The sequence below is a fragment of the Hymenobacter telluris genome, from assembly GCF_017313265.1.
Lineage (GTDB): Bacteria > Bacteroidota > Bacteroidia > Cytophagales > Hymenobacteraceae > Hymenobacter > Hymenobacter telluris.
In genome coordinates this window covers 191,668-212,553 of record NZ_JAFLQZ010000001.1, presented here as the reverse complement: position 1 = coordinate 212,553, position 20,886 = coordinate 191,668, and the positions used below count along the sequence as shown (strand labels likewise).

The 20,886-nt window shown below is 56.8% G+C and carries 19 protein-coding genes and 1 other RNA gene; 9 read left to right on the top strand and 11 right to left on the bottom strand.

Annotation, left to right across the window (positions count from 1 at the left end):
* Positions 1-100: 100 nt before the first annotated feature.
* From J0X19_RS00875 to J0X19_RS00840, 8 genes are all read right to left on the bottom strand, one after another.
* A complete protein-coding gene (locus tag J0X19_RS00875; RefSeq protein WP_206979992.1) occupies positions 101-973 on the bottom strand; it encodes a nucleoside phosphorylase in 873 nt (290 codons plus the stop codon).
* A 97-nt stretch (positions 974-1,070) separates the two neighbouring features.
* Entirely contained in the window at positions 1,071-2,033 is a 963-nt protein-coding gene (trhO, locus tag J0X19_RS00870) for an oxygen-dependent tRNA uridine(34) hydroxylase TrhO (protein ID WP_206979991.1), read from the bottom strand.
* A gap of 102 nt (positions 2,034-2,135) precedes the next feature.
* Entirely contained in the window at positions 2,136-2,768 is a 633-nt protein-coding gene (locus J0X19_RS00865) for a NeuD/PglB/VioB family sugar acetyltransferase (protein WP_206979990.1), read from the bottom strand.
* A gap of 130 nt (positions 2,769-2,898) precedes the next feature.
* Positions 2,899-4,161, bottom strand: a complete 1,263-nt coding sequence (locus J0X19_RS00860; protein WP_206979989.1) for a hypothetical protein — start codon at positions 4,159-4,161, stop codon at positions 2,899-2,901.
* Positions 4,158-5,456: a DUF2851 family protein gene (locus J0X19_RS00855; protein WP_206979988.1), complete on the bottom strand. Its 1,299-nt coding sequence runs from the start codon at positions 5,454-5,456 to the stop codon at positions 4,158-4,160. Before J0X19_RS00855 ends, J0X19_RS00860 begins: the two co-directional genes overlap by 4 nt.
* Positions 5,457-5,603: 147 nt before the next feature.
* The gene (locus J0X19_RS00850; protein ID WP_206979987.1) at positions 5,604-6,248 is read right to left on the bottom strand and encodes a LolA family protein; all 645 of its coding nucleotides are present in this window, start codon (positions 6,246-6,248) and stop codon (positions 5,604-5,606) included.
* 124 nt (positions 6,249-6,372) lie between these two features.
* Positions 6,373-9,342: an FtsK/SpoIIIE family DNA translocase gene (locus J0X19_RS00845; protein ID WP_206979986.1), complete on the bottom strand. Its 2,970-nt coding sequence runs from the start codon at positions 9,340-9,342 to the stop codon at positions 6,373-6,375.
* Positions 9,343-9,488: 146 nt separating this feature from the next.
* Complete coding sequence (locus J0X19_RS00840) at positions 9,489-11,213, bottom strand: DUF6044 family protein (RefSeq protein WP_317194718.1); 1,725 nt, start codon at positions 11,211-11,213, stop codon at positions 9,489-9,491.
* A gap of 104 nt (positions 11,214-11,317) precedes the next feature.
* On the opposite strand from J0X19_RS00840, the gene J0X19_RS00835 reads away from it, so the two are divergent.
* A complete protein-coding gene (locus J0X19_RS00835; RefSeq protein WP_206979984.1) occupies positions 11,318-11,731 on the top strand; it encodes a hypothetical protein in 414 nt (137 codons plus the stop codon).
* Positions 11,732-11,833: 102 nt separating this feature from the next.
* On the opposite strand, the gene xerD is transcribed toward J0X19_RS00835, so the two are convergent.
* Positions 11,834-12,736: a site-specific tyrosine recombinase XerD gene (gene xerD / locus J0X19_RS00830; RefSeq protein ID WP_206979983.1), complete on the bottom strand. Its 903-nt coding sequence runs from the start codon at positions 12,734-12,736 to the stop codon at positions 11,834-11,836.
* A gap of 174 nt (positions 12,737-12,910) precedes the next feature.
* Between xerD and aroQ the strand changes: the two genes are divergently transcribed.
* The 6 genes from aroQ to rnpB all read left to right on the top strand — a co-directional run bounded on the left by aroQ (position 12,911) and on the right by rnpB (position 16,957).
* Positions 12,911-13,357 (top strand): type II 3-dehydroquinate dehydratase, encoded by a 447-nt coding sequence (gene aroQ, locus J0X19_RS00825; protein WP_206979982.1) that lies wholly within the window; start codon positions 12,911-12,913, stop codon positions 13,355-13,357.
* 268 nt (positions 13,358-13,625) lie between these two features.
* Positions 13,626-14,690 carry an aminotransferase class V-fold PLP-dependent enzyme gene (locus J0X19_RS00820; protein ID WP_206979981.1) on the top strand — a complete coding sequence of 355 codons (1,065 nt, stop codon included), beginning with the start codon at positions 13,626-13,628 and terminating at the stop codon, positions 14,688-14,690.
* A 116-nt stretch (positions 14,691-14,806) separates the two neighbouring features.
* Positions 14,807-15,367 carry a MarC family protein gene (locus J0X19_RS00815; protein ID WP_206979980.1) on the top strand — a complete coding sequence of 187 codons (561 nt, stop codon included), beginning with the start codon at positions 14,807-14,809 and terminating at the stop codon, positions 15,365-15,367.
* Positions 15,368-15,453: 86 nt separating this feature from the next.
* Positions 15,454-15,924 (top strand): ribonuclease HI, encoded by a 471-nt coding sequence (rnhA, locus tag J0X19_RS00810; protein ID WP_206979979.1) that lies wholly within the window; start codon positions 15,454-15,456, stop codon positions 15,922-15,924.
* Positions 15,925-15,961: 37 nt separating this feature from the next.
* The gene (locus tag J0X19_RS00805; protein WP_206979978.1) at positions 15,962-16,396 is read left to right on the top strand and encodes a DUF4279 domain-containing protein; all 435 of its coding nucleotides are present in this window, start codon (positions 15,962-15,964) and stop codon (positions 16,394-16,396) included.
* Between the two features lie 87 nt (positions 16,397-16,483).
* Positions 16,484-16,957, top strand: an RNA gene (rnpB, locus tag J0X19_RS00800) — RNase P RNA component class A.
* A 163-nt stretch (positions 16,958-17,120) separates the two neighbouring features.
* On the opposite strand, the gene J0X19_RS00795 is transcribed toward rnpB, so the two are convergent.
* Both J0X19_RS00795 and J0X19_RS00790 read right to left on the bottom strand, forming a co-directional pair.
* A complete protein-coding gene (locus J0X19_RS00795; RefSeq protein ID WP_206979977.1) occupies positions 17,121-17,561 on the bottom strand; it encodes a c-type cytochrome in 441 nt (146 codons plus the stop codon).
* Positions 17,562-17,571: 10 nt separating this feature from the next.
* Entirely contained in the window at positions 17,572-18,858 is a 1,287-nt protein-coding gene (locus J0X19_RS00790; RefSeq protein WP_206979976.1) for a PQQ-dependent sugar dehydrogenase, read from the bottom strand.
* A 255-nt stretch (positions 18,859-19,113) separates the two neighbouring features.
* Between J0X19_RS00790 and J0X19_RS00785 the strand changes: the two genes are divergently transcribed.
* Positions 19,114-20,271: a sigma-54-dependent transcriptional regulator gene (locus tag J0X19_RS00785; RefSeq protein WP_206979975.1), complete on the top strand. Its 1,158-nt coding sequence runs from the start codon at positions 19,114-19,116 to the stop codon at positions 20,269-20,271.
* Between the two features lie 113 nt (positions 20,272-20,384).
* A complete protein-coding gene (locus J0X19_RS00780; RefSeq protein WP_206979974.1) occupies positions 20,385-20,882 on the top strand; it encodes a DUF421 domain-containing protein in 498 nt (165 codons plus the stop codon).
* Positions 20,883-20,886 lie beyond the last annotated feature (4 nt).

The window sequence follows — 20,886 nt, the reverse complement described above, 5'->3', positions numbered from 1 at the left end:
AAAGTAGCTTGTAGAACTAGCTGTAGAATTGATTGCAAACGAATCGGCCCTTGCTCTCCCATGGGAAGGCAAGGGCCGATTCGTTTGCACAGATGCAGGTTTAGACCCGATCCAGCGTTTTGGCAATCAAATCGTGCATCACGGCGTCGGAGTTGGTGGCAAACTCGCCGGTGGCACGGTTGGCCACAATGGCATTCAACGATACCACCTCGTGGCCCAACATGCGGCCCAGGGCATAATAACCAGCCGTTTCCATCTCGAAGTTGGTGAGCCGGAACTCGCCTTCGGCGCTTTCGTGCCGGAAGTTTTGGAACTGCTCGATTAAGTCGGGGCGGCGCAAATCCAGGCGTAGTACGCGGCCTTGGGGCCCATAGAAGCCGGGGCAGGTCAGCGTATTACCCACTACCATGCCCGCGCCCAGCTGCTCACGCAGCAAATCGGTACCCCGCACGCAGTATGGGCGGTAGTCGAGGGCCAGAGCTTGCTGCACGCCGGTCGCCACTTCAATTTCCAGCCCGGTTTCCACTAAGGGGTAGAACTGCATCAGCGAGTCGAGACCAACGGCATGCTCGGTAACCAGGTGCGAACCTACCGGAATATCGGCCTGCAACGCGCCGCTGGTGCCCACCCGCACAATGCGCAAGGCAATGTGCTCTTCCTGAGGGCGGGCCTCCCGCGTCACGAAGTCGATGTTAACCAGCGCATCAAGTTCATTAAGCAGGATATCGATGTTATCGGTGCCCATGCCGGTGCTGATAACCGTGAGGCGCTTGCCTTTGTAGTAGCCCACGTGGGTCACGAATTCACGCTTGTGAATCCGGGTTTCGATGGAATCGAAATGCTGGCTCACAAGTGGTACCCGCTCCGGGTCGCCGACGGTAATAATGGTGTCGGAAATGTGGTCGGGCTGCAAATTGAGGTGGTAGATGCTGCCGTCTTTATTGAAAATCAGCTCGGAATCAGGAATGGCCATGAAAAGGAATTGAAAATTGAGAATTAAAAATTAAAAGTTGAGGCTAAAAAATGAGTGCTGTTGATTTTAGCAGCACCCGTTTTTAATTTATTAATTCTCAATTTTTAATTGCCGTCGGTGCCCGATAGGAAATCAGGCCTTGCTCGGGGCGGTAGTGGTTGCTGATTTTGGGGTAGGTGCCGGTGCCGTCGTAGGGGCGCTTATCGGGGTGCTCCTGGCAGGCGGGCGAGCAGGCGCCTTGCAGTTGCTCGCCGCAGGTTTCGCAGAGCGGAACGTGGGCGTTGCAGTGTGGGTTGGCGCAGTTCACCATCCTATCGGAGGGCGTGTGGCAGTGGTGGCACGCACTGATGATGCTAGGGTTGACGTGGTTGACATCCACGGCCACCCGGCCATCAAATACGTAGCACTTGCCCTCGAAGTCTTCGCCGCCCGCTTCCAGGCCGTACTTAATAATGCCGCCGTGCAGCTGGTACACGTTTTCGAAGCCTTGTTCGAGCAAGAACGCACTGGCTTTCTCACACTTGATACCGCCGGTGCAATAGGTCAGAATCTTCTTGTCTTTGTACTGTTCCAGCCGCTCCACCCGGTCGGGAAACTCGCGGAAGTTTTCGATGTCCAGCGTTACGGCGTTTTTGAAACGGCCCAGCTCGTACTCGTAGTCGGAGCGCACGTCCACAATCACCACGTCGTCCTGGTCCTTCATGGCGCGGAACTCCTCGGGCGAGAGGTGCACGCCAGTCCGCTCGTAGGGCTTGATGTGGGGCAACCCGACGTGCACGATTTCCGGCTTCACGCGCACGTGCAGCTTCTGAAACGTGTGCGCTTCGGCTTCTTCCACCTTGAACTCCAGCGCCGCAAAGCGCGGGTCGGCCTTCACCAGTTGCATGTATTCGGCGCAGTCGGCCACCAAGCCCGACACGGTACCGTTGAGCCCTTCGGGTGCCACAATGATGCGCCCGCGCAGATTCAGTTGCAGACACAGGCGGTGGTGCTCCTCCCGAAACTGCTCCACATTTTCGATGGGCGTGTAGCAGTAATACAGTAAAACGCGGTAATCCATATTTTAGAAAATTATGAGTTATAAGTTATGAGTTATGAGTTGATTACTATTTGGCAACCACCCTTATAACTCATAACTCATAACTCTCAACTCATAATTCAACTAAACTTTAACGGCGGGGTTGCCGAACACGGTTTGGTTGGCGGGCACATCGGCCACTACCACCGAGCCGGCGCCAATGCGGGCTTTGTTGCCGATTTTCACGCCGGCTACCACTACCGCGCCAGCTCCAATGAACACCTGCTCGCCGACTACCACGCCGGCATTGAGAATGGCTCCGGCACTGAGCTGCGAATAGTCGCCCATTTCCACTTTGGCGTCTACTACGGCGTTGGCCCCAATCAAGCAGCCATTGCCTATTTTGGCGGCACCAGCCACAACAGCGTTGGCACTTACCAAGTTGCCGTGTCCTAGCCACGCGTGCGGCGACACGCTGGCCCGCTGGTGAATGGCATTGACGGGAGCTACTTCGTACTCGTCGTGAAGCATGGCCGTGAGGCTGCGGCGGCTGGCGGTGTCTTCGGTGGCCACGAATACTTCGCACTTTTTGCCTAGTAGTTTGAGCAGTTCCTTGTCGTCGGTATTGCCCATCACGGGCACGTCGAACAGCTCGGTATTTTGCAGCTTGGTATCGTCATCGAGGAGGCAGTACACCACTACCTCGTTGGAAAGGAAGGCATCAAGGGCCGTAATGCCCACAGTTTGAGCACCAAGAATTATAACGGGGTTTTCCATGCGTAGCGAAGAGAGGCTGTGCGATACAGCGCGAGTTAAACCGCAAAGATACGCCACGTTGTTGTTGGTTTTTTGGGGTTGGTTTTTCGAGTTGAGTGAAAGATCATCTGGGCGAAAAACCAAAAACGAATTACAGCCCAAACCGCCGAAGCACCCGCGCCGCATAATCGTTTTGCAGGGCCAGCCACAGCACAAACGGCAGTAGCGCCGCCCGGTATCGGTTGAGAGTGCCCAGGTTGGGCGTACTCAATCCCAGCAGCACGGCCAGCGCCAAACAGTAAAATAGTAGGGCCATTACCAGCGCAAATGGCAACCGGCCCGGCTGGCCGCGTAGCGTAGCCACTACTGCCACGGCCAGTACCGCCAGCAGCACCAGATTTTCGAGGCCCGCTACCTTATACAATGCTCCGCCTTCCCAGAACCACGGGCGGCTTATAGCTTCCCAGGCCGCCTGCGGAGCGTTACGCAAAGCGCTTTCCGCAGTCGGCCGGAACTCGACAAATACAATGCGCGGCTTGCCCTCCGACTCGCGGCTTAGTTGGTTGTAGTTACGGAGCAGCTGTAGCGTAATGCGGTTCGTGCGAAATACCAGGGTTACTTCACTGCCTACCCAAGTGCCCACGCCAATGGCAGCCACAAAAGCCGTAATCAGCAGCCAGCGCCGCGTAACGCCCAGTAGCTCCAGCAGCCGCATCAGCACCACTCCACCCAATGCGGCAAACAGTAGCGCCGCGAAGAAGTAGCGCATCTTAAATTGCAAAACGGCTAGTAGCACAAACCCGATAACACTGATTATTGATACGGCTTTATTTCCGTAGAGCCACCGCACTACTATAGCCACCAAGCCGGCCGCACTACCCAAAACCAGGCTTTCCTTGGTAATGCCTGCCGTCCAGTACACCACCATTGGCCAGGCCATAAACCCAATCAGCGCAGCACCGGCCGGAGTTTGCGGAAATACCTGCGCCACGGTCCGGACCAGCACCCAGCACGCCACAAAGCAAAACAACGACAGGTACAGGCCGTTTCCCCAGTTGCTGCTGTAGCTGGCCAGGTTAAGCACCGACAGAATTTTGGCCGTGAAAAACGTATTGGAATAACCGTGGTAGACGAGGTAGAGCTTCTTGCTGTAATGAAACTCGTTGCCCAACATGGCCTGCAACCAAGCGCCCGGCCGCTCCCAGAGTTGGCGCGTCATGGTAGAGGAAAACTGCTGCATATGAAAGGCATCCGAGCTGGGTTTCCAACAGGCCGCCGCCCAGGCCAGAAGTTTAAACAACAATGTGGGCAGCACCCAGCGGCCCAGCCGGGGCACGCGCAGCTGCGCCATCAGCCAGCGCCAAAACAAAACCGCCAGCGCGGCATTGAGTAGAATGGCCAGAGCTAACTTCACTGATTGACTGAGTTACGTTGTAGAATCCGGCTACCCACGGCGCAGTGCAGGCAACGGCGCGGCTCACAATATGCTCGGTGTAGCGCCAGCAACCCCTGCGAATCGGCGGAGTTGCGGTGCTGAAACCCTAGTGCGGCATAGTCGTCGGTGAGGTGGTTGTGCTCGGGAGGCAGCAGGTTTAGCAGCGCCACGGCACTTTCCACCTGCTCTTGTTGGCCGGTGTGATGGGCATAGGCAACACGCAGCGGCACTACCACGTTGGTAATCAACAGATAGATACTGCTCTTACCCAGCGCCGGCACCTTACCGGCCACGCCCGGCCGGTAATGGTTTCGCCAGTATGCAGAGGTAGGCACCTGAAAAAACCGTAGCAGCGCAGGCAAATCGGTGGCGGTGAGCAGGGCATCGAACAATGCCGGGCGGGCGTGTAGCACAGCCGCCAGCTGCGCCAGCCGCACCGACGGAAAATTGGCAGGCCGGAGCCGCAAGAAATTCCACTCGTGCACGGCCAGCCCGGTACCGTGGAGGCTGTACTTGTGGCGCAGAAACTCGAACTCCTGGCGCAGCTTCGTCACGTATTCGTCGGTGATGGTGGCTTCGTTTTCTGCCAGGAAACCGGCCTGCCCAAATACCAACGCTTCCAGCTGAAGTGCATCGTGGCGGTGGCGCCGGAGCACCGAAAGCGGCAGGGCTTTGGCTAGCCGGGCCAATGGCTCGCTGTTTTTCTGGAAGCCAAACCCCGCTGCCAGCGTGTGGTAGGCCGTGGCTTCCCAATCGTCGCCGAGGCGCTGGTGCAAGGCGGATACTGTGGCGGCTTTCAGTTCTACCCGTTCCAATAAGGCCCGCTCCACCATACTGGTGCGGGTAATTTCGGGCACTTCCGGCAAGTGCGAGGCACAGGGCAACAACGAAGTAGGCTGCTCCAACAACCGGTGATATGCCTGAAGCAGATGCGGCGCAATACGAGCCGCCAATGGCAAGGCAGGCACGACACTACCATCCAGGCGCTGCACCGGCTGGTCGGCTTCATACACCACGTGCAACACCACCTGGTCGTATTTAGGGTCGGTTTGGTGGTGGTGGCGGTGCCAGTCGGAAGCTTTCAGATGGATTTCCACGGCCCCGTTCCATTCCACGTCGTCAAGCTGCAAACGAGCCGTCAGGAAGTCGGGGCCGGCATCGGCGTTGCGGTAGCCGGGTTTAAGCACCGTTATCAGCTGCCCGTCAGTGGTGCGTAAGTCAGTCCGGTCGAAGTATTGGTGCTGCCAGATATAATGGAGGAAATCTTCTTGCATAACGGCATATGAATAGGAAATATACTCTATTGCTTTCGTTCACTCAGTAGACAATTTGAATGATGCAACTATTTCCTACCAGATAAAAAACCGGCCCGCCTCCGCACAAAGCAGAAGCGGGCCGGACAAATCGGCAGATGGAATTAGTTAGCGTAGGTCGATAACCCGGACGCCTTTGTATTTGGTTTTATCGAAGTTGAACGTGGTGGCATCCACGGGTACGTTCGGGGTGAACTTGTTGATTTTGACGGTGTAGCGGTTGCCGTTCTTCTTGAACATCTGCCAGCTTTTCACCGACTTATCGGCCTTGCTCACTTTCATGCGCACTTTGAAAATCTGGTTGGTGCGGTCTTCCGGCGACAATTCAATAACGTCAACCAGTTCCCCATTTTCCTTGGCTTCCTGCACGTAGGTGTACTTGTACCCCTTTTTGTAGAGGGTATAAATCTGCGAGGGGGATATTTCCTGCTCGTCGGGCTCGTTGTCGGAAACGGTTACTTCGTTTTCCGATTTGGCGTAGGCCCACACGGTTTTACCATCATTGATAACTTCCTGGCCGCTCATTTTCAGCCGAAACTTCTGGCCGCTCACGGTGATGTCGCCGCTCAGGTTTTCCTTCACTTTGGCAGCGTCGTTTTCCAGAGTTTGCGTGAACGAGGCTTTGAAAGCTTTCATGGCCTGGTACTTGGCACTCATCTGGTCGAGAATCTTGCCGGCTTTGGGGTCCTGCTGCGCCGAAGCAGTGCTTAGCAACGATACGGATAAAGTCAGCAGGGCGAGTATTTTTTTCATTACGAAAAGGTGTGCAGTAGCAGTAGAAGTGAGTACTGAGACGTACGAAGACGAGCTTTGTTTAAGATTCAACAAAAAGAAGTTTAAAATGATGCTCTTTCTGTTTGAAATCGTGTTTGACGTACTATTTAGGCAGGGTATTCAACAACTGTTCCAAACTGTATTCATCGGGAATTAAAACCTCGCGGGCCTTGCTACCCTCGAACGGCCCTACCACCCCCGCGTGCTCCAGCTGGTCGATGAGGCGGCCGGCGCGGTTGTAGCCCAGCTTGAGGCGGCGCTGCAACAGGGAGGTGCTGCCCTGCTGGTGCGTGACAATAACGCGGGCCGCTTCCTCGAACATTGAGTCGCGCTGGGCGGGGTCCATGTCCTCCAGGTCGCCGTTGCCACCGCCCGATTCGCCCACCACTTCGGGCAGCATGTAGGCGTCGGGGTAACCTTGCTGCTCGCCCACAAAGTCGCAGAGCCGGTCCACTTCGGGCGTATCGATGAATGCGCACTGCACCCGGATGATATCGGAGCCCTGCGAAATCAGCATGTCGCCCTGCCCCACGAGCTGGTCGGCGCCGCCGGCATCGAGAATGGTGCGCGAGTCAATTTTGGACGTCACTTTAAAGGAAATCCGGCACGGGAAGTTAGCCTTGATGATGCCGGTAATAACGTTCACGGAGGGGCGCTGGGTGGCCACAATCAAGTGAATACCGATGGCGCGGGCCAGCTGGGCAAGGCGCGCAATCGGGGTTTCCACTTCCTTGCCCGCCGTCATCATCAAGTCGGCTAACTCGTCGATTACCAGCACGATAAAGGGTAGGTAACGGTGGCCCTTCTTGGGGTTGAGGCGCCGCTCGATGAATTTGCGGTTGTATTCCTTGAGGTTACGGCAGCCAGCATCTTTCAGCAAATCGTAGCGCCGGTCCATTTCCATGCACAACGAGTTGAGCGTGTTCACCACCTTCTTGGTATCGGTAATGATGGCCTCCTCGGTGTCGGGTAGCTTGGCCAGGAAGTGGCGCTCAATCTTGTTGAAGATACTGAGTTCCACTTTCTTCGGGTCGACCAGTACAAACTTCAGCTGGGCTGGGTGGCGCTTATACAACAACGAAGCCAGTATCACGTTCAAACCCACCGACTTACCCTGGCCAGTGGCCCCTGCCATCAGCAAGTGGGGCATCTTGGCCAAATCCACCACAAACACCTCGTTGGTGATGGTGCGGCCGAAGGCAATCGGCAGGTCCATTTCGGTGTGGGCAAACTTCTCGGTGCTGAACACCGACCGAATGCTTACCATTTCCTTTTTGGTATTCGGCACCTCGATACCAATCGTGCCTTTGCCCGGAATTGGGGCAATGATTCGAATACCTAACGCCGCGAGGCTCAAGGCAATATCATCTTCCAGACTCTTGATTTTCGAGATGCGCACCCCGGCGTCGGGCACGATTTCGTAGAGCGTAACGGTGGGGCCGATGGTGGCTTTGATGCTGGCAATGTTGATGCCGTAATGGCCCAGCGTTTCCACAATCCGGTCTTTGTTGGCTTCCAGCTCTTCCTTGGTTACCTGGGCTTTAGCCTGGCCGTAGTCGTTGAGCAACTCCAGCGTGGGGTACTGGTAGCGCGAGAGGTCCAGCGTGGGGTCGTAGTTGACGGCGGGCATGGCGTCGGCATCCTCGTCTTCGTCGGCAATAACGGCCATATCGGCACCAGCGGCGGGGTCCAACTCGTTGGGCTTGGTGATTTGTAAGGTTGGTTGTTGGTTGGTTGCTGATGGTTGTTGGCTGGTAGATGCCGGCAGCGGCGCATCAGCGTCGGCCAGGTCGGCCAAAGAAAGTGGCGTCGGCACGCGCGTTGGCAACACGGCTACCGGCTCCGGGTCCATGGCCGATTCGATAGAGAAACTAGGGCCTTTGGACGCCGCCGTGGCCCCGGCCGCAGCTACCGTAGCTGCCGCACCAGCGGCACTAATAGCCGCTGCGGCCGGAGCAACAGTAAGCGGCAGCGCCGCTCCGGCCACTGCTGCACCCGCCCCCGCTAAAAGCCCAGCACCAGCAACTGGCGCCACACTCGCAGCCGGCGAAGCCACCGAACCCGACATAACTACCGGCACATCAGTGTCATCAGAATCGTCGTCGTCCTCAAAGGCTTGGGCGGTAACTGGTGGTGCAGCAGCAGGAGTTGGCCGCAGTGAGCGAACCGTCATACCAAAATCCTTTTCCTCTTCTTCCAGGGTAGCGGGAGTTGCATAATTGCCACGGGGGCTAGGCTGGCTGAACTGATTGTGCGGAACCGGAGCTGCTTCGTTGGATTCCTCTTGCTCGGTCCCGAAACGGGGCAGGTTGAGAGTTGTCACGTTGAAGAAGAACACCACGAAGGAAATCAGCAGGAATGCCAGCAGCAGTACGGTGCCCCAACCAATGAGGCTATCGAGCCAGAGGGCTGCTTCGTAGCCAATGCCGCCGCTCAGAAAGTCGAGGCGGTGACTCAGCGCGGGGTCGGCGTCGGGAGCCTGCATGGAGTGTACCACGTAGCCCAGCAGCACGCTCAGCCAGCCCATAATAAACACGCACAGCGCCAGCACGTAGCTCACTGATACGCCTGCCCGCCGGAACACAATCTTGTAGCCGAGGAAGAAAACAATGGGAATCAAGGCAAATGCGGCTACGCCAAATCCCTTATAGATAAAGACTTGTGCTACCATTGCCCCCACCAGCCCCAGCCAGTTGCCCGACTCCTGCCCGGCTTCTTTTACCGGCGTCCGGTCCAGGCCAGCTACCACGCTTTGGTCGGCGTGGCCCGTAAACAGGAACGAGAGGAAGGCAATGGTCAGATACAGGGAGCCGAGTAAAAAGAAGAAGCCCAGGAACAGCTGAAAGCGCCGGTCGCGCACAAAGGCGAACATGCCGCCCAGCTCAAACGTCGGAAGCTTGAAGGATGGGCGCGGTACTTTCGGGGCGGCCTTGGCCTCGGACGCCCGGCGGTTTTCGCGGGGCGCAGTTGTTTCGGCCGGCGCAGGCCGGGCCGACGTAGCACGCGGGGGCCGCGGCTCATTGCCCCGGCTTACCGGCGTGGGTTGATCTTGCTTGTAAGTATTCTTAGCCATTCTAAACGCACCAAAGAGCCAAATTTAGGCATTTCCGGCGGCGCAAAAGTGAGATGGTGAAATGGTGAAATGGCGAGTTGACGTTCCAGAGCACTTAGCTGCAACACCTTAGAGCAAAAAACGCGTCATTTCCTCATGTCATAATTTCACTGCTGCGTCGCCTCATATAAGTAAATCTGCCAGTACGCATCGGGTTGCGTAAACACGCCAGCCAAACGCAAACCAGTACGGCCCGGTTGGGCCAGCCGGGCTGCCGACAGCACGTAGCGCCCGCCCAACTTGCGGAAGTTAGGGGTATCAAACGTGAAATCCTGCACCACGCGGTGTTGAAACGCACCTACCCGGAAATCCTTGCCCAACTCGGCGGAAAACACGTAGCACCGGTTGCCCCAGGCATCGAAATAGGTTTGCAACGTGGGGCTTTTAGCTAACTCCCCGGCAATAAGCGGCCGAAACCGGTGCTTATACGGCAAAGGGTAGTTGTTCTGATAAGAATCCAGGGTGTAGAAGTTGTTGAGCTGCGCCACTGCCGGCGGAAAACCCAGGCATACCACCCGGTATTGAGCGGGTTGCAGCCCGGTTTGGCGCTGCACCGCTTGTTGCACCTGCCGGAACAGCGGCTGGCTAAGGTATTCTGCGTACGTCGGCTCGTTGGATTTAGGGCGGCCCGCCAGCTCGCGCAGGTTGTTGAGCCACTCCGGGTTCATGCCCAGCCCAATCAGCAGCTGTAGCCCCACCAACCCCACTTGCCACCGGCTTGGCACCTCGCGTAAGGCCAGGGCCAGCACCGCAAACCACAGCAACGGCGTGAGGTAGTGAAATCGGCCGAAGTTGAAGGCTCCGACGGCGGGCAGGCGCGTTTGCACGGCCGCTACCAACTGCGGATAAAACCCACTGAACAAAGCCAGGCCAGCCAATACCAGCAACAAAACCCCTAGGCGCCGCACCAGCACCGGCCAGCGCCCCACCGGAGCCAGCACCACCCCTGCCCCTATGGCCAGCAACGCCGCCAGCCGCAGGAAACGGCTGGCGTGATACTGCCCAAACAAAAAGAACTGCGCGGAGCTGCGAAGCCCAGCCACCAGCCCCATTGGAGTCAGGCGCCGCATGTCAAACTCCAACCGGTGCGGCACAAACTGCTTGGCAACCAGCAAGGAATAGAACAGGGGCCACTCTACCACTACGTACATGCTCAAAAGCAAGCCCAGTCCGGCCACCAGGCGCCAGTTCAGTTGGCCAGCAGTCCGCCAGTCCCAGAGCATTAGCAACCCCAATGCCACCAGCACAAACGGCCCCACAAACACAAACGTGCTCCAGAGCGGAAAGCCCACAATGATAGCCCAGTGCCACCACCGCACCGCGCCGCGCCATAGTGCCAGAAAGGCCAGCAACAAACCCGCCTGCCCCAGCAACGACAATCCGTACATGGAATACATAGGCAACAAGGCCCAGCATAAGGCCAGTGCCGCCGCCAACGCCTGCTGCTGTGGCCGGCGTAGCCCAGCCTGCCGCAGTAGCGCGTACATGCCCAGCAGCCCCAACAGCCGCACCAGCGCCTGCTGCACCAAGTAGGCACCCCAGGGCGGCAGCGCCTCAAACAGCAGCATTGTTACGCTCAGGCCGGGGCGGGCGGCATTGCGCGGCAGCCCGTTCATAATGGCCGGCAACGTGGTAGCGGCCCGGTAGTCAAACACTATACCTTGCTGGACAAGCAGATACGGAATCGAAAATTCAGCATCTAAATTGTCATCAATAGTAATGTAACTGTGCTCCTGCAAAACCACGTATGGCAGTAGAAACAGCAATAAACCCACGATTGCCAGCAACAAAGGCGTACGCCAAGGAATTTTCGAAATCCTAGATGATGGCACAGTGAAATGATTAGATTTGTTGCAAAAGTACCACTGCGCCCCTACCACTCACACCTATTGCAATGCTTAATTAGGACCTCTCCTCCTCTTCTCTGCATTGTTCCATGCCACAACTGTCTTTGACTTCAGCCGAGCAGCCATACTGCCAAGTTGATTATGACTCCCGCAACCGTTGGGTACGCGCTACGTGGCGCGGCTTCATCAACCCGCAACATGCGCTGCAAAGCATTGTTTCGTCGTTGAATACCCTGAGCACCCCGGCGGTTACCTTGTTTCTCAACGACAACAGCCAGGTCCTGAACCCGTGGTTCGACTCGCTGACGTGGCTGCGCTACGCCTGGGACAGTACCGATACCCCGCCCCCCACCTGCGTTGCGCACGTGATGCAGCCCGGCGGCGACGCCAACGTGGGCGACCTGGACACCACCTGGACCCGTAGTGCCGGCACCGAGCTGCAACTCTTCGAATCAGTGGATGAAGCAGAAGACTGGCTGCGCGGCTGCCATCAAAAGGAGTGAATAAGTAAGTGAGTGAATGAGTGAAGTAGCCTACGGCGCATATTGCATAAACGTCAGCAAGCGTAGGCTACTTCACTCATTCACTCACTTACTCATTCACTCTCAGCTACGTGGGTGAAAAGCAGTTATAACTTGGCGCAAATAGTCTCTATCCAGGTGCGTGTAGATTTCGGTGGTGGTAATGCTTTCGTGGCCCAGCATTTCCTGCACCGCCCGCAAATCGGCGCCGCCTTCAATCAGATGCGTGGCAAAGGAGTGCCGAAACGTGTGCGGGCTAATGGTTTTGCGCACCCCGGCCGTTTTCGCGGCGTCTTTGATGATGTTGAAAATCATGATGCGCGAGAGTTTGGCGCCGCGCCGGTTCAGAAATACGAAGTCCTCGTTGCCGGGCTTGATATCGAGGTGGCAGCGGATGCCTTGCAGGTACAAGCCCATGTGTTTCAGCGCGTCGCGGCCGATGGGCACCAGCCGTTCCTTGTTGCCTTTGCCGGTCACGCGCACGAAGCCCTGGTCGGCGTACACGTTGGACAGGCGCAGCTCGGTTAGCTCGCTCACGCGCAGGCCAGAGCTGTACAGCACTTCCAGAATGGCCCGGTTGCGGGTGCCTTCGGCGGTGCTTAGGTCCACAGCATCCAAGAGTTGCACAATATCTTCGTAGCTAAGCGTATCGGGGAGCTTGCGGCCGGTTTTGGGAGCTTCCAGCGTGTCGGTGGGGTCGATGGTAAGCAGGTCCTCCATAATCATGAAGCTGAAAAACGCCTTGATGCCCGACAAGGTGCGGGCCTGCGAGGTAGCCGTCATGCCCAGCTCGCCCAACCAATCCAGAAACTCGCGTAGCAGCGCCGTAGTCACTTCCTTGGGGTTGTTGGGCAGGTGCCTGATTTCCAGGAAGTAGCGCAGCTTGCCCACGTCGCGCACATACGCCTCCACCGAGTTAGCCGAGAGCGACTTTTCCAGCTGCAAATACCCTTCGAACTGCCGCAGCGTGATAGACCAGGTGGACATGGATGCAATGATTGGATGAGAGGATGATTGAATGTGGAAATGGGAAATTGTTAGCCAGATTGCTGAACAGATAGATATTTATGCAAGTTTAACGAAGCTTGGCTTGACACTTCCGCCGGTTGAATGACCGTGCTCAGGCAATCATTCTCTCATCCAATCACCCAATCATTGCAAATGCAGCTTCTCATCCTCAACGGCCCCAACCTCAACCTGCTGGGCCGGCGCGAGCCGGGCATCTACGGCACCCGCTCCTTCGACGATTACCTGCCGGAGCTGCGCGCGGCCTTCCCCCACCTTACCATTGAGTATTTCCAGAGCAACCACGAAGGTGAGCTACTCGATAAGCTGCACGAAGTGGGCTATACCTACCACGGTATTGTGCTCAACGCCGGCGGCTACACCCACACCAGCGTAGCCCTGGCCGATGCCATTGCCGCCATCAACGCCCCCGTAGTGGAAGTGCACCTAAGCAATCTACACGCCCGCGAAGATTTCCGCCAAAAAAGCATGATCGGGCGGCACTGCGTGGGAAGCATCAGCGGCTTCAAGCTGGAAAGCTACCGGCTGGCGGTGCAGTACTTCGACAGCCTCCGCCCTAAGCGTGTAGGGTTTAAGGTGTAAGAAAGTGAGATGGTGAAGTGCAAAACAAAAGAATGGGTCATGCTGAGCTTGTCGAAGCATCTCGCGTGCTGACGCAGGATTACTATTCCAACATCAGCCCGCGAGATGCTTCGACAAGCGGACGCCAGATGAAGCATGACGTTCTAGTTGCTTAGTCAACTCTTTTTAGGCCGGTTCCGCTGTCTGAACCACCACCTCACAATTTCACTACTTCACTAGTTCACCTCCCCTACCTTTGCGGTTCCGTTTCCTTTAGCCTTTCCAACCTATGTATACATTCAATCCTGGCCCGTCGCAGGTGTACCCGCAGGTACGCCAATATCTGCAAGATGCATTTGATGAGGGCTGGCTGTCGGCGCCACACCGCGGTGAGCGGTTCACTGCGCTGATGCGCCAGACCGTGGCCGAGCTGAAAAATAAGCTCAATGTTCCGCAGGACTACACCGTGTTCTTCATGAACTCGGCCACCGAGTGCTGGGAAGTGCTGACCCAAAGCCTGACCCCCAACAAGAGCCTGCACCTCTACAGCGGCGCGTTCGGTGAGAAATGGTACGAGTACGCCAAAGCCTTACGGCCCGCTACCATCGGCCTGCCATTCGGCCCCAACGAGGTACCCGACGTCACTACGCTGCCCCTCCCCGACCCGGAAATCGACCTGGTGTGCATCACCCAAAACGAAACCAGCAATGCCACCCAGCTGCGCGACAGTTTCATTCTGAACCTGTACAACCGCATCGGCAATGCGTTGCTGGCCGTGGATGCTACCTCGTCGTTGGCGGGCATCCAGATGAAGTACATCAAGGCCGACGTGTGGTACGCCTCGGTGCAGAAGTGCTTTGGGTTGCCGGCCGGCTTGTCGTTGATGATACTATCGCCGCGGGCCGTCGACCGGTTCCGCCAGATCAACGAGCGAAGCCACTACAACTCGCTCACGGCGCAGTACGAGAAGATGCTCAACTTCCAGACCACCCACACCCCCAACGTGCTGGGCATCTACCTGTTGAGCCGCGTATTGCAAGACCGGGAGCCCATCAAAGCGGTGCACCAGCACTTGCAGGAGCGCGCCACCAAGCTCTACGACTACTTCGAGCAGGCCACCCAGCTCACGCCGCTTATCACCAACCCCGAAACCCGCTCGACCACCGTTATCGGTCTGCAAGCTGCCCCTGCCCTCATCGACGAGGTGAAGCGCCGTGCCTTGGCCCAGGGCTTGCAGCTTGGCAACGGCTACGGCAACTGGAAAGCCGGCAGCCTGCGCATTGCCAACTTCCCCGCCATTCCGGATGAGGCCTTCGAGCAGTTGGTCCAGTTCTTCGCCCGCGAGTTTGCTTAAAAGGTGAGATGGTGAAATTGTGAAGTGGTGAGTTTGATGTTCTGACTGCGCCACTTACATAACTGACGCAAGCCAAACGTCAAACTCACCATTTCACAATTTCACCATCTCACCTCATGTTCAGTCTCAAAGAAATATTCTCCGTCACGCTCACGCTGTTTGCCGTGATTGATGTGTTGGGCTCCATCCCGATTATCATTCAGATCAGGCAGCGCGAGGGCAAGATTCACTCTGAAAAAGCTACGCTGGTAGCCGGGGTGCTAATGGTGGTGTTTTTGTTTCTGGGGCAGAGTATTCTGAGCTTGTTCGGCGTCGATTATCAGTCGTTCGCGCTGGCTGGCGCCATTATTATCTTCCTGATTGGCATGGAGATGATACTGGGCATTGAGCTGTTCCGGCACAATCCGCTGGCAGCTTCGGGGTCCATTGTACCATTGGCGTTTCCCATTATCGTGGGGGCCGGCACCATGACTACCCTGCTTTCCCTCCGGGCTGCTTACTCGCTGCCCAACGTGCTGGTGGGCATAGCCGTGAACCTAGTATTCGTGTACGGGGTGCTCAAAAGCAGCGCCTGGATTGAGCGCAAACTCGGCAAAGCCGGCGAGGATATTCTGCGCCGCGTGTTCGGCGTGATTCTGCTGGCCATTGCCATCAAGCTGTTCAAATCGAATTTTTGATTTCAGTGCCTAGTGCCTGGTGCTGCGTGCTTAGGTTGTTCAAACCTTTTCACTACGCACTACGCACTAAGCACCAAGCACTACCTATGATTTATCTCTTCACCGACGGTTCCTCCCGCGGCAACCCCGGTCCCGGCGGCTACGGCGCCATTCTGCGCTTCGGCCAGCACGAAAAGGAGCTGACCGAAGGCTTCCGCCTGACCACCAACAACCGCATGGAGCTGCTGGCCATCATCGTCGGCCTCGAAGCCATCAACCGTCCCGAGCTGCCCATCACCGTCGTGACGGACTCGAAGTACGTGGTGGACTCAGTGGAGAAGCGCTGGGTATTCGGTTGGGAGAAAAAAGCCGATTTCGGCAAGAAAGCCAACGAAGACCTGTGGCGCCGCTTCCTGAAAGTGTACGCCCAGCGCAAAGTGTTCTTCAAGTGGGTGCGCGGCCACAACGGCCACCCCGAAAACGAGCGGTGCGACCAACTCGCCGTACGCAGCGCCACCGGTAGCCGCCTCCTCATCGACGAAGGCTACGAGCTAATTGAGGCGCGACGTGCTGGGTAAAATACACTTTGTTATAAAGCCATCATTAACTTCATATATGCCCTGTAACTACATCTTTACGGCCAACAACCTCAACGTTGACGAAGTACTTGAATGGTTAACTATTGAGCCTATTACAACATGGCGCAAAGGAGATACACCTTTTATAAAATCTCGACAGCCTCTTACATGTAGCGGCTTCAAGCTCGCAACAAGCAGAGCTGATTTTATTGACTCAGATCAGCAAATTCAAGACACTATAGATTTTATAAGAAGCAATAAAACTCTGCTATTGCGTTTAAAAGATCTAGCAACCAAACTGGAAGAAGCGGATATTGAGGTGGATTTCGGTATCGAAACTAGAATGCATGATGTTGGTGTACAGATGGATCATTGGTCGGCCGAACTGATTCAACTACTTGCTGAAATTGGTGCAGGACTTCAGATTTCCCAGTATCATCCTTCGGTTGAGGAAGATGAAGAAATGTCATAATGTTTGACAGAAGGCATTACACTTACACAGCGCAATAAAAGATTCAAAATACTAATTTCCTCTAATCGACTTCCTACCTTTGCCCACGTGATGAGTCGCTCCACCGCGGCGCCGCAAGGCGACGAGGAAAGTCCGGGCAACGCAGAGCACCCTGCTTCCTAACGGGAAGGATGTGCCGTAAGGTGCAGACAGCCAGTGCCACAGAAAACTACCGCCAGACGGTGAAATGGTGTGTTGGTGAAATAGTGAGTTGCTGTTCAATCTGCGCAAGCGGAACGATAAACTCACCATTTCACAATTTCACCACCTCACCTTTGGTAAGGGTGAAAAGGTGCGGTAAGAGCGCACCAGCGGGCGGGTGACCGATCCGGCTGGGTAAACCTCAGGGGTTGAAAGACCAAATAAGCGGGCACGCCGGCCTTCGGGCTGGCACCGGGCGGCTCGTCCGGCGTCCGTGGGTAGGTTGATGGAGCCTTTCCGCGAGGACTGGCCTAGATAAATGGTGGAGACGTTGCCTTTCGGGGCAGCGTACAAAACCCGGCTTACAGACTTGTCACCCACAACAAAAAGGCCGCCGCAACATATGTTGCGGCGGCCTTTTTACTTTATCGGACCGTCATGCTGAGCTTGCCGAAGCATCTCGCTTGAATCGTTGAGTAGCTAATCCAACGTCAGCACGCGAGATGCTTCGGCAAGCTCAGCATGACGGGCTTTAGATTGAATCTTACTTCTTATTCGCGGCACGAATGGCTTCCACCTCGGCGGCGCTAATTGGGGTGGCCTTGTTGCCGAAGCTACTGCGCACATAGGTGAGCACGGCGGCTATTTGCTGGTCGGTCAGGAAGTCGTAGGACGGCATGGCGTTGTTGTATTCTTCGCCGTCGATGTCTACGTCCTGCAAGCCGTTGAGCACCACTTTCACTAGGCGGGTTTTGTCGCCGAGCACGTAGCTGGTTTTGATGAGCGGCGGATTCATGCCGTCTACCCCACCCCCATCGGCCTGGTGGCAGCTCAGGCAGGTTTCAGTGTACACGGCCTTGCCCTGCGCAATAAGGGCGGCGGGGGCAGCAGCGGTGGTCTTTGGTTTCGGGGCGGGCTTCTTTTGGGCTTCAGCAGACAAACTGCCTATCATCAGCCCGGCAAGAGCAACTAGCAACTTCTTCATTCAAAAACGCTTATTTCTTCGTGTACACAATGCGGTAGATGGTGCCGGCCTTGTCGTCGGAGACGTAGAGGGAGCCGTCGGGGCCCTGGGCCAGGCCGCAGGGCTTGTGGTCGGCGCGGCCGGAAGCTACCTTCTCGGGGGAGCCGGCAAAGTTATCGGCGAATATCTCCCAGTCGCCGCTGGGCTTGCCGTTCTTGAAGGGCTGGAAGGCTACGTAATAACCCATCTGCGGCTCAGGAGCCCGGTTCCAGGAGCCGTGGAAGGCAATGAAGGCGCCGTTGCGGTATTTCTCCGGAAACATGGTGCCGGTATAAAACAGCAGCGCATTAGGCGCCATGTGGGCCGGGAAAGCCGCTGCTGGGTCGATGAAATTGCCGGTGGCCTCTTTCTTACCGTCGCCGCCGTACTCGGGCGCCATCATTTTTTTGCGCTGCTGGCCATCATAGTACATGTAGGGCCAGCCGGCGTTGTCGCCTTTCTTGAGCGCATAGAGGCACTCGGCTGGCAATTGCGCCGACTGTTTGGTGTCGTAGAGGTCGGGGAAGATGTCGTGCAGCTGGTCGCGGCCGTGCTGCATCACGAACAGCTGGTTGGCTTGCTGATTCCAGTCGAGACCCACCACGTTGCGCAGGCCGGTGGCGTAGCGCGTACCGTCGCCGTAGGTCTGGTTGAGCTTGTCGGCCCGGAACTGCCAGATGCCTCCCGCCGAATCCAGAATGGGGCAGTTTGGCTGACCGAGCGAGCCTTTCTGCCGGTCTTTCACTTGGCACGAGTTGGAGTAGGCGCCCACATTCACATAGAGGTTGCCGTTGTTGTCGAGCACCACCGACTTGCTTTCGTGCTGCCGGCGGTTAATCAGGCCCGTCACGATTTTCTCGGGCTGAGTGGGGTTCGTGACTTCGCCCTTCTCATTGAGCTTGTACCGAAACACTTCCTGGTCCGACGACGCGTACAAATAGCCGCCCTTGGCGTAGATGCCCGTGCCGCCGTAGCTGCCAAAACCGCCCGCTACCTCGGCTTTGCCGGCGCTGTTTTCGCGCAGCATCAGAACGCTCCGCCCCGATTTATCGGGCCGGTTCAGCTTCACGTAGATGTTGCCCTGCGGCGTGATGGTCAGGTGCCGGGCGCGGCCACCCGTTTCGGCCACTACCAGCGCCCCAAAACCGGCGGGTAGCTTCAGGCCCGCATTGTTGGCATCGGGGGCCGGGGGCCCTACTTTGCTGGTGAGGGCGTAGAGCGACAGGCTGCCGACCAGGGCCGTAGGAACCAGCAGGAACCGGAGTAAGTTGTTTTTCATGAGTGGGAATACGGTTCGATGAGCGAAAATAAAACTGTTCACTGACCTGCTCTGCGGCTGCATCCAGCCCCAAGCAAACCATTCTTTAGTTTGCACTGCTTACTACATTCCGTTGCCAGAAGTTGTTGGCCTCAAGCCATCGTTTATACAGACGAAAACTAGAGCCTGCGGCGTTTCGTAGGCTTTGCTGTTTGCTAAGAACGGCTTTTCGCTACCTTCGCTGCTCTTCGCCCCATCTATTTTCTTGAATTTAGTATGCCCCGCATTCTCATCATCGACGACGAAAAGGCCATCCGCAATACGCTAAAGGAGATTCTGGAATACGAAAGCTACCAGGTCGACCAAGCCGAAGATGGCCCTACCGGCCTCGACATGCTGATCCGCGACAAGTACGACGTGGTGCTCTGCGACGTGAAGATGCCCAAAATGGACGGTATTGAGGTGCTGGAGCGCGCCCGTATTGCCGCTCCCGATGCGGCGTTCATTATGGTATCGGCGCACGGCAACGTGGAAATGGCCGTGGATGCCACCAAGAAAGGCGCCTACGATTTCCTCCAGAAGCCACCAGACCTGAACCGCCTGCTCGTAACCGTCCGCAACGCCCTGGACCGCACCAAGCTGGTAGCCGAAACCAAGACGCTGAAGAAGAAAGTTGCCAAAAGCTCGGAGATGGTGGGCTCGTCGGAGGCGCTGGGCGCGGTGCGCAAGGCCATTGAGAAGGTAGCCCCCACCGATGCCCGCGTGCTGATTACCGGCCCCAATGGCGCCGGCAAGGAAATGGTGGCCCGCCAACTACACGAGCTCAGCAACCGCGCCAGCGGCCCGATGGTGGAAGTGAACTGCGCGGCCATTCCCTCCGAACTGATTGAGAGTGAGCTATTCGGGCACGAGAAAGGCTCGTTTACGTCGGCCGTGAAGCAGCGCATCGGTAAGTTCGAGCAGGCCGATGGGGGCACGTTGTTTTTGGACGAAATCGGCGACATGAGCCTTTCGGCCCAAGCCAAAGTGCTGCGGGCGTTGCAGGAAAACAAGATTACCCGCGTGGGTGGTGAAAAGGAAATTTCGGTGAACGTGCGGGTGCTGGCGGCTACCAACAAGAACCTGCTCCAGGAAATAGCCGACCGCAACTTCCGCGAAGACCTGTACCACCGCCTTTCCGTCATCCTGATTCAGGTGCCCGCCCTCAACGACCGGCGCGACGATATTCCGGAGCTTATCGAGAAATTCCTCAAGGACATTGCCAACGACTACGGCAACAAGCCCAAGAAAATCGACGCCGAGGCCCTCACCTACCTGCAAGGCCTCGACTGGCGCGGCAACATCCGGGAGCTGCGCAACGTGGTGGAACGCCTCGTCATCATGAGCGACGACACCATCTCGGAAGCCGACGCCAAGGCATTTGCGGGGAAATAACCTCAGCAGCCATTCGCTGTTTGTAGTAGAAAGGAAACGTGCGGGCCGAGAGCAGCTGTAGCAGCTGCTCTCGGCCCGCACGGCTATTTAACTCCCACGATTTTCAGGTGATTATGGAAATGTTCTTCAGTGAGTTGTTCGGGTTGGAGGCAACCGCAAAAACCATGACGCCAGGGCAGATGTGCGCTCGTACGTTAGTGGTATTTGTGCTGGCGTTGGTGCTGCTGCGCCTGTCGGGCCGGCGCACGTTTGCCAGCAACAACTCCCTCGACATGATTGTAAAATTCATGATGGGAGCCATCCTGAGCCGCACTATTACCGGCGACGCCTCGTTTCCGGGCACCCTGGCCGCTGCCGTTACGCTGGTAGCCGTGCACCGGGCGCTGGCCTATGCCGTGTTTATGTCGCCGTGGCTGCACCGTCTGGTGAAGGGTGAGGCGTCGGTGCTGGCCGAAGGAGTACAAATTGATAAGAAAGCCTTGCAGCGTGCTCACATCAGCGAAGCCGACATGCGCGCCGATATTCGCACAACCGCTAACCTGGATGATTTAGCCGAGACGAAAACGGTACGACTAGAGCACGACGGCAGCATTAGCGTGATAAAAAAGTAGTGCC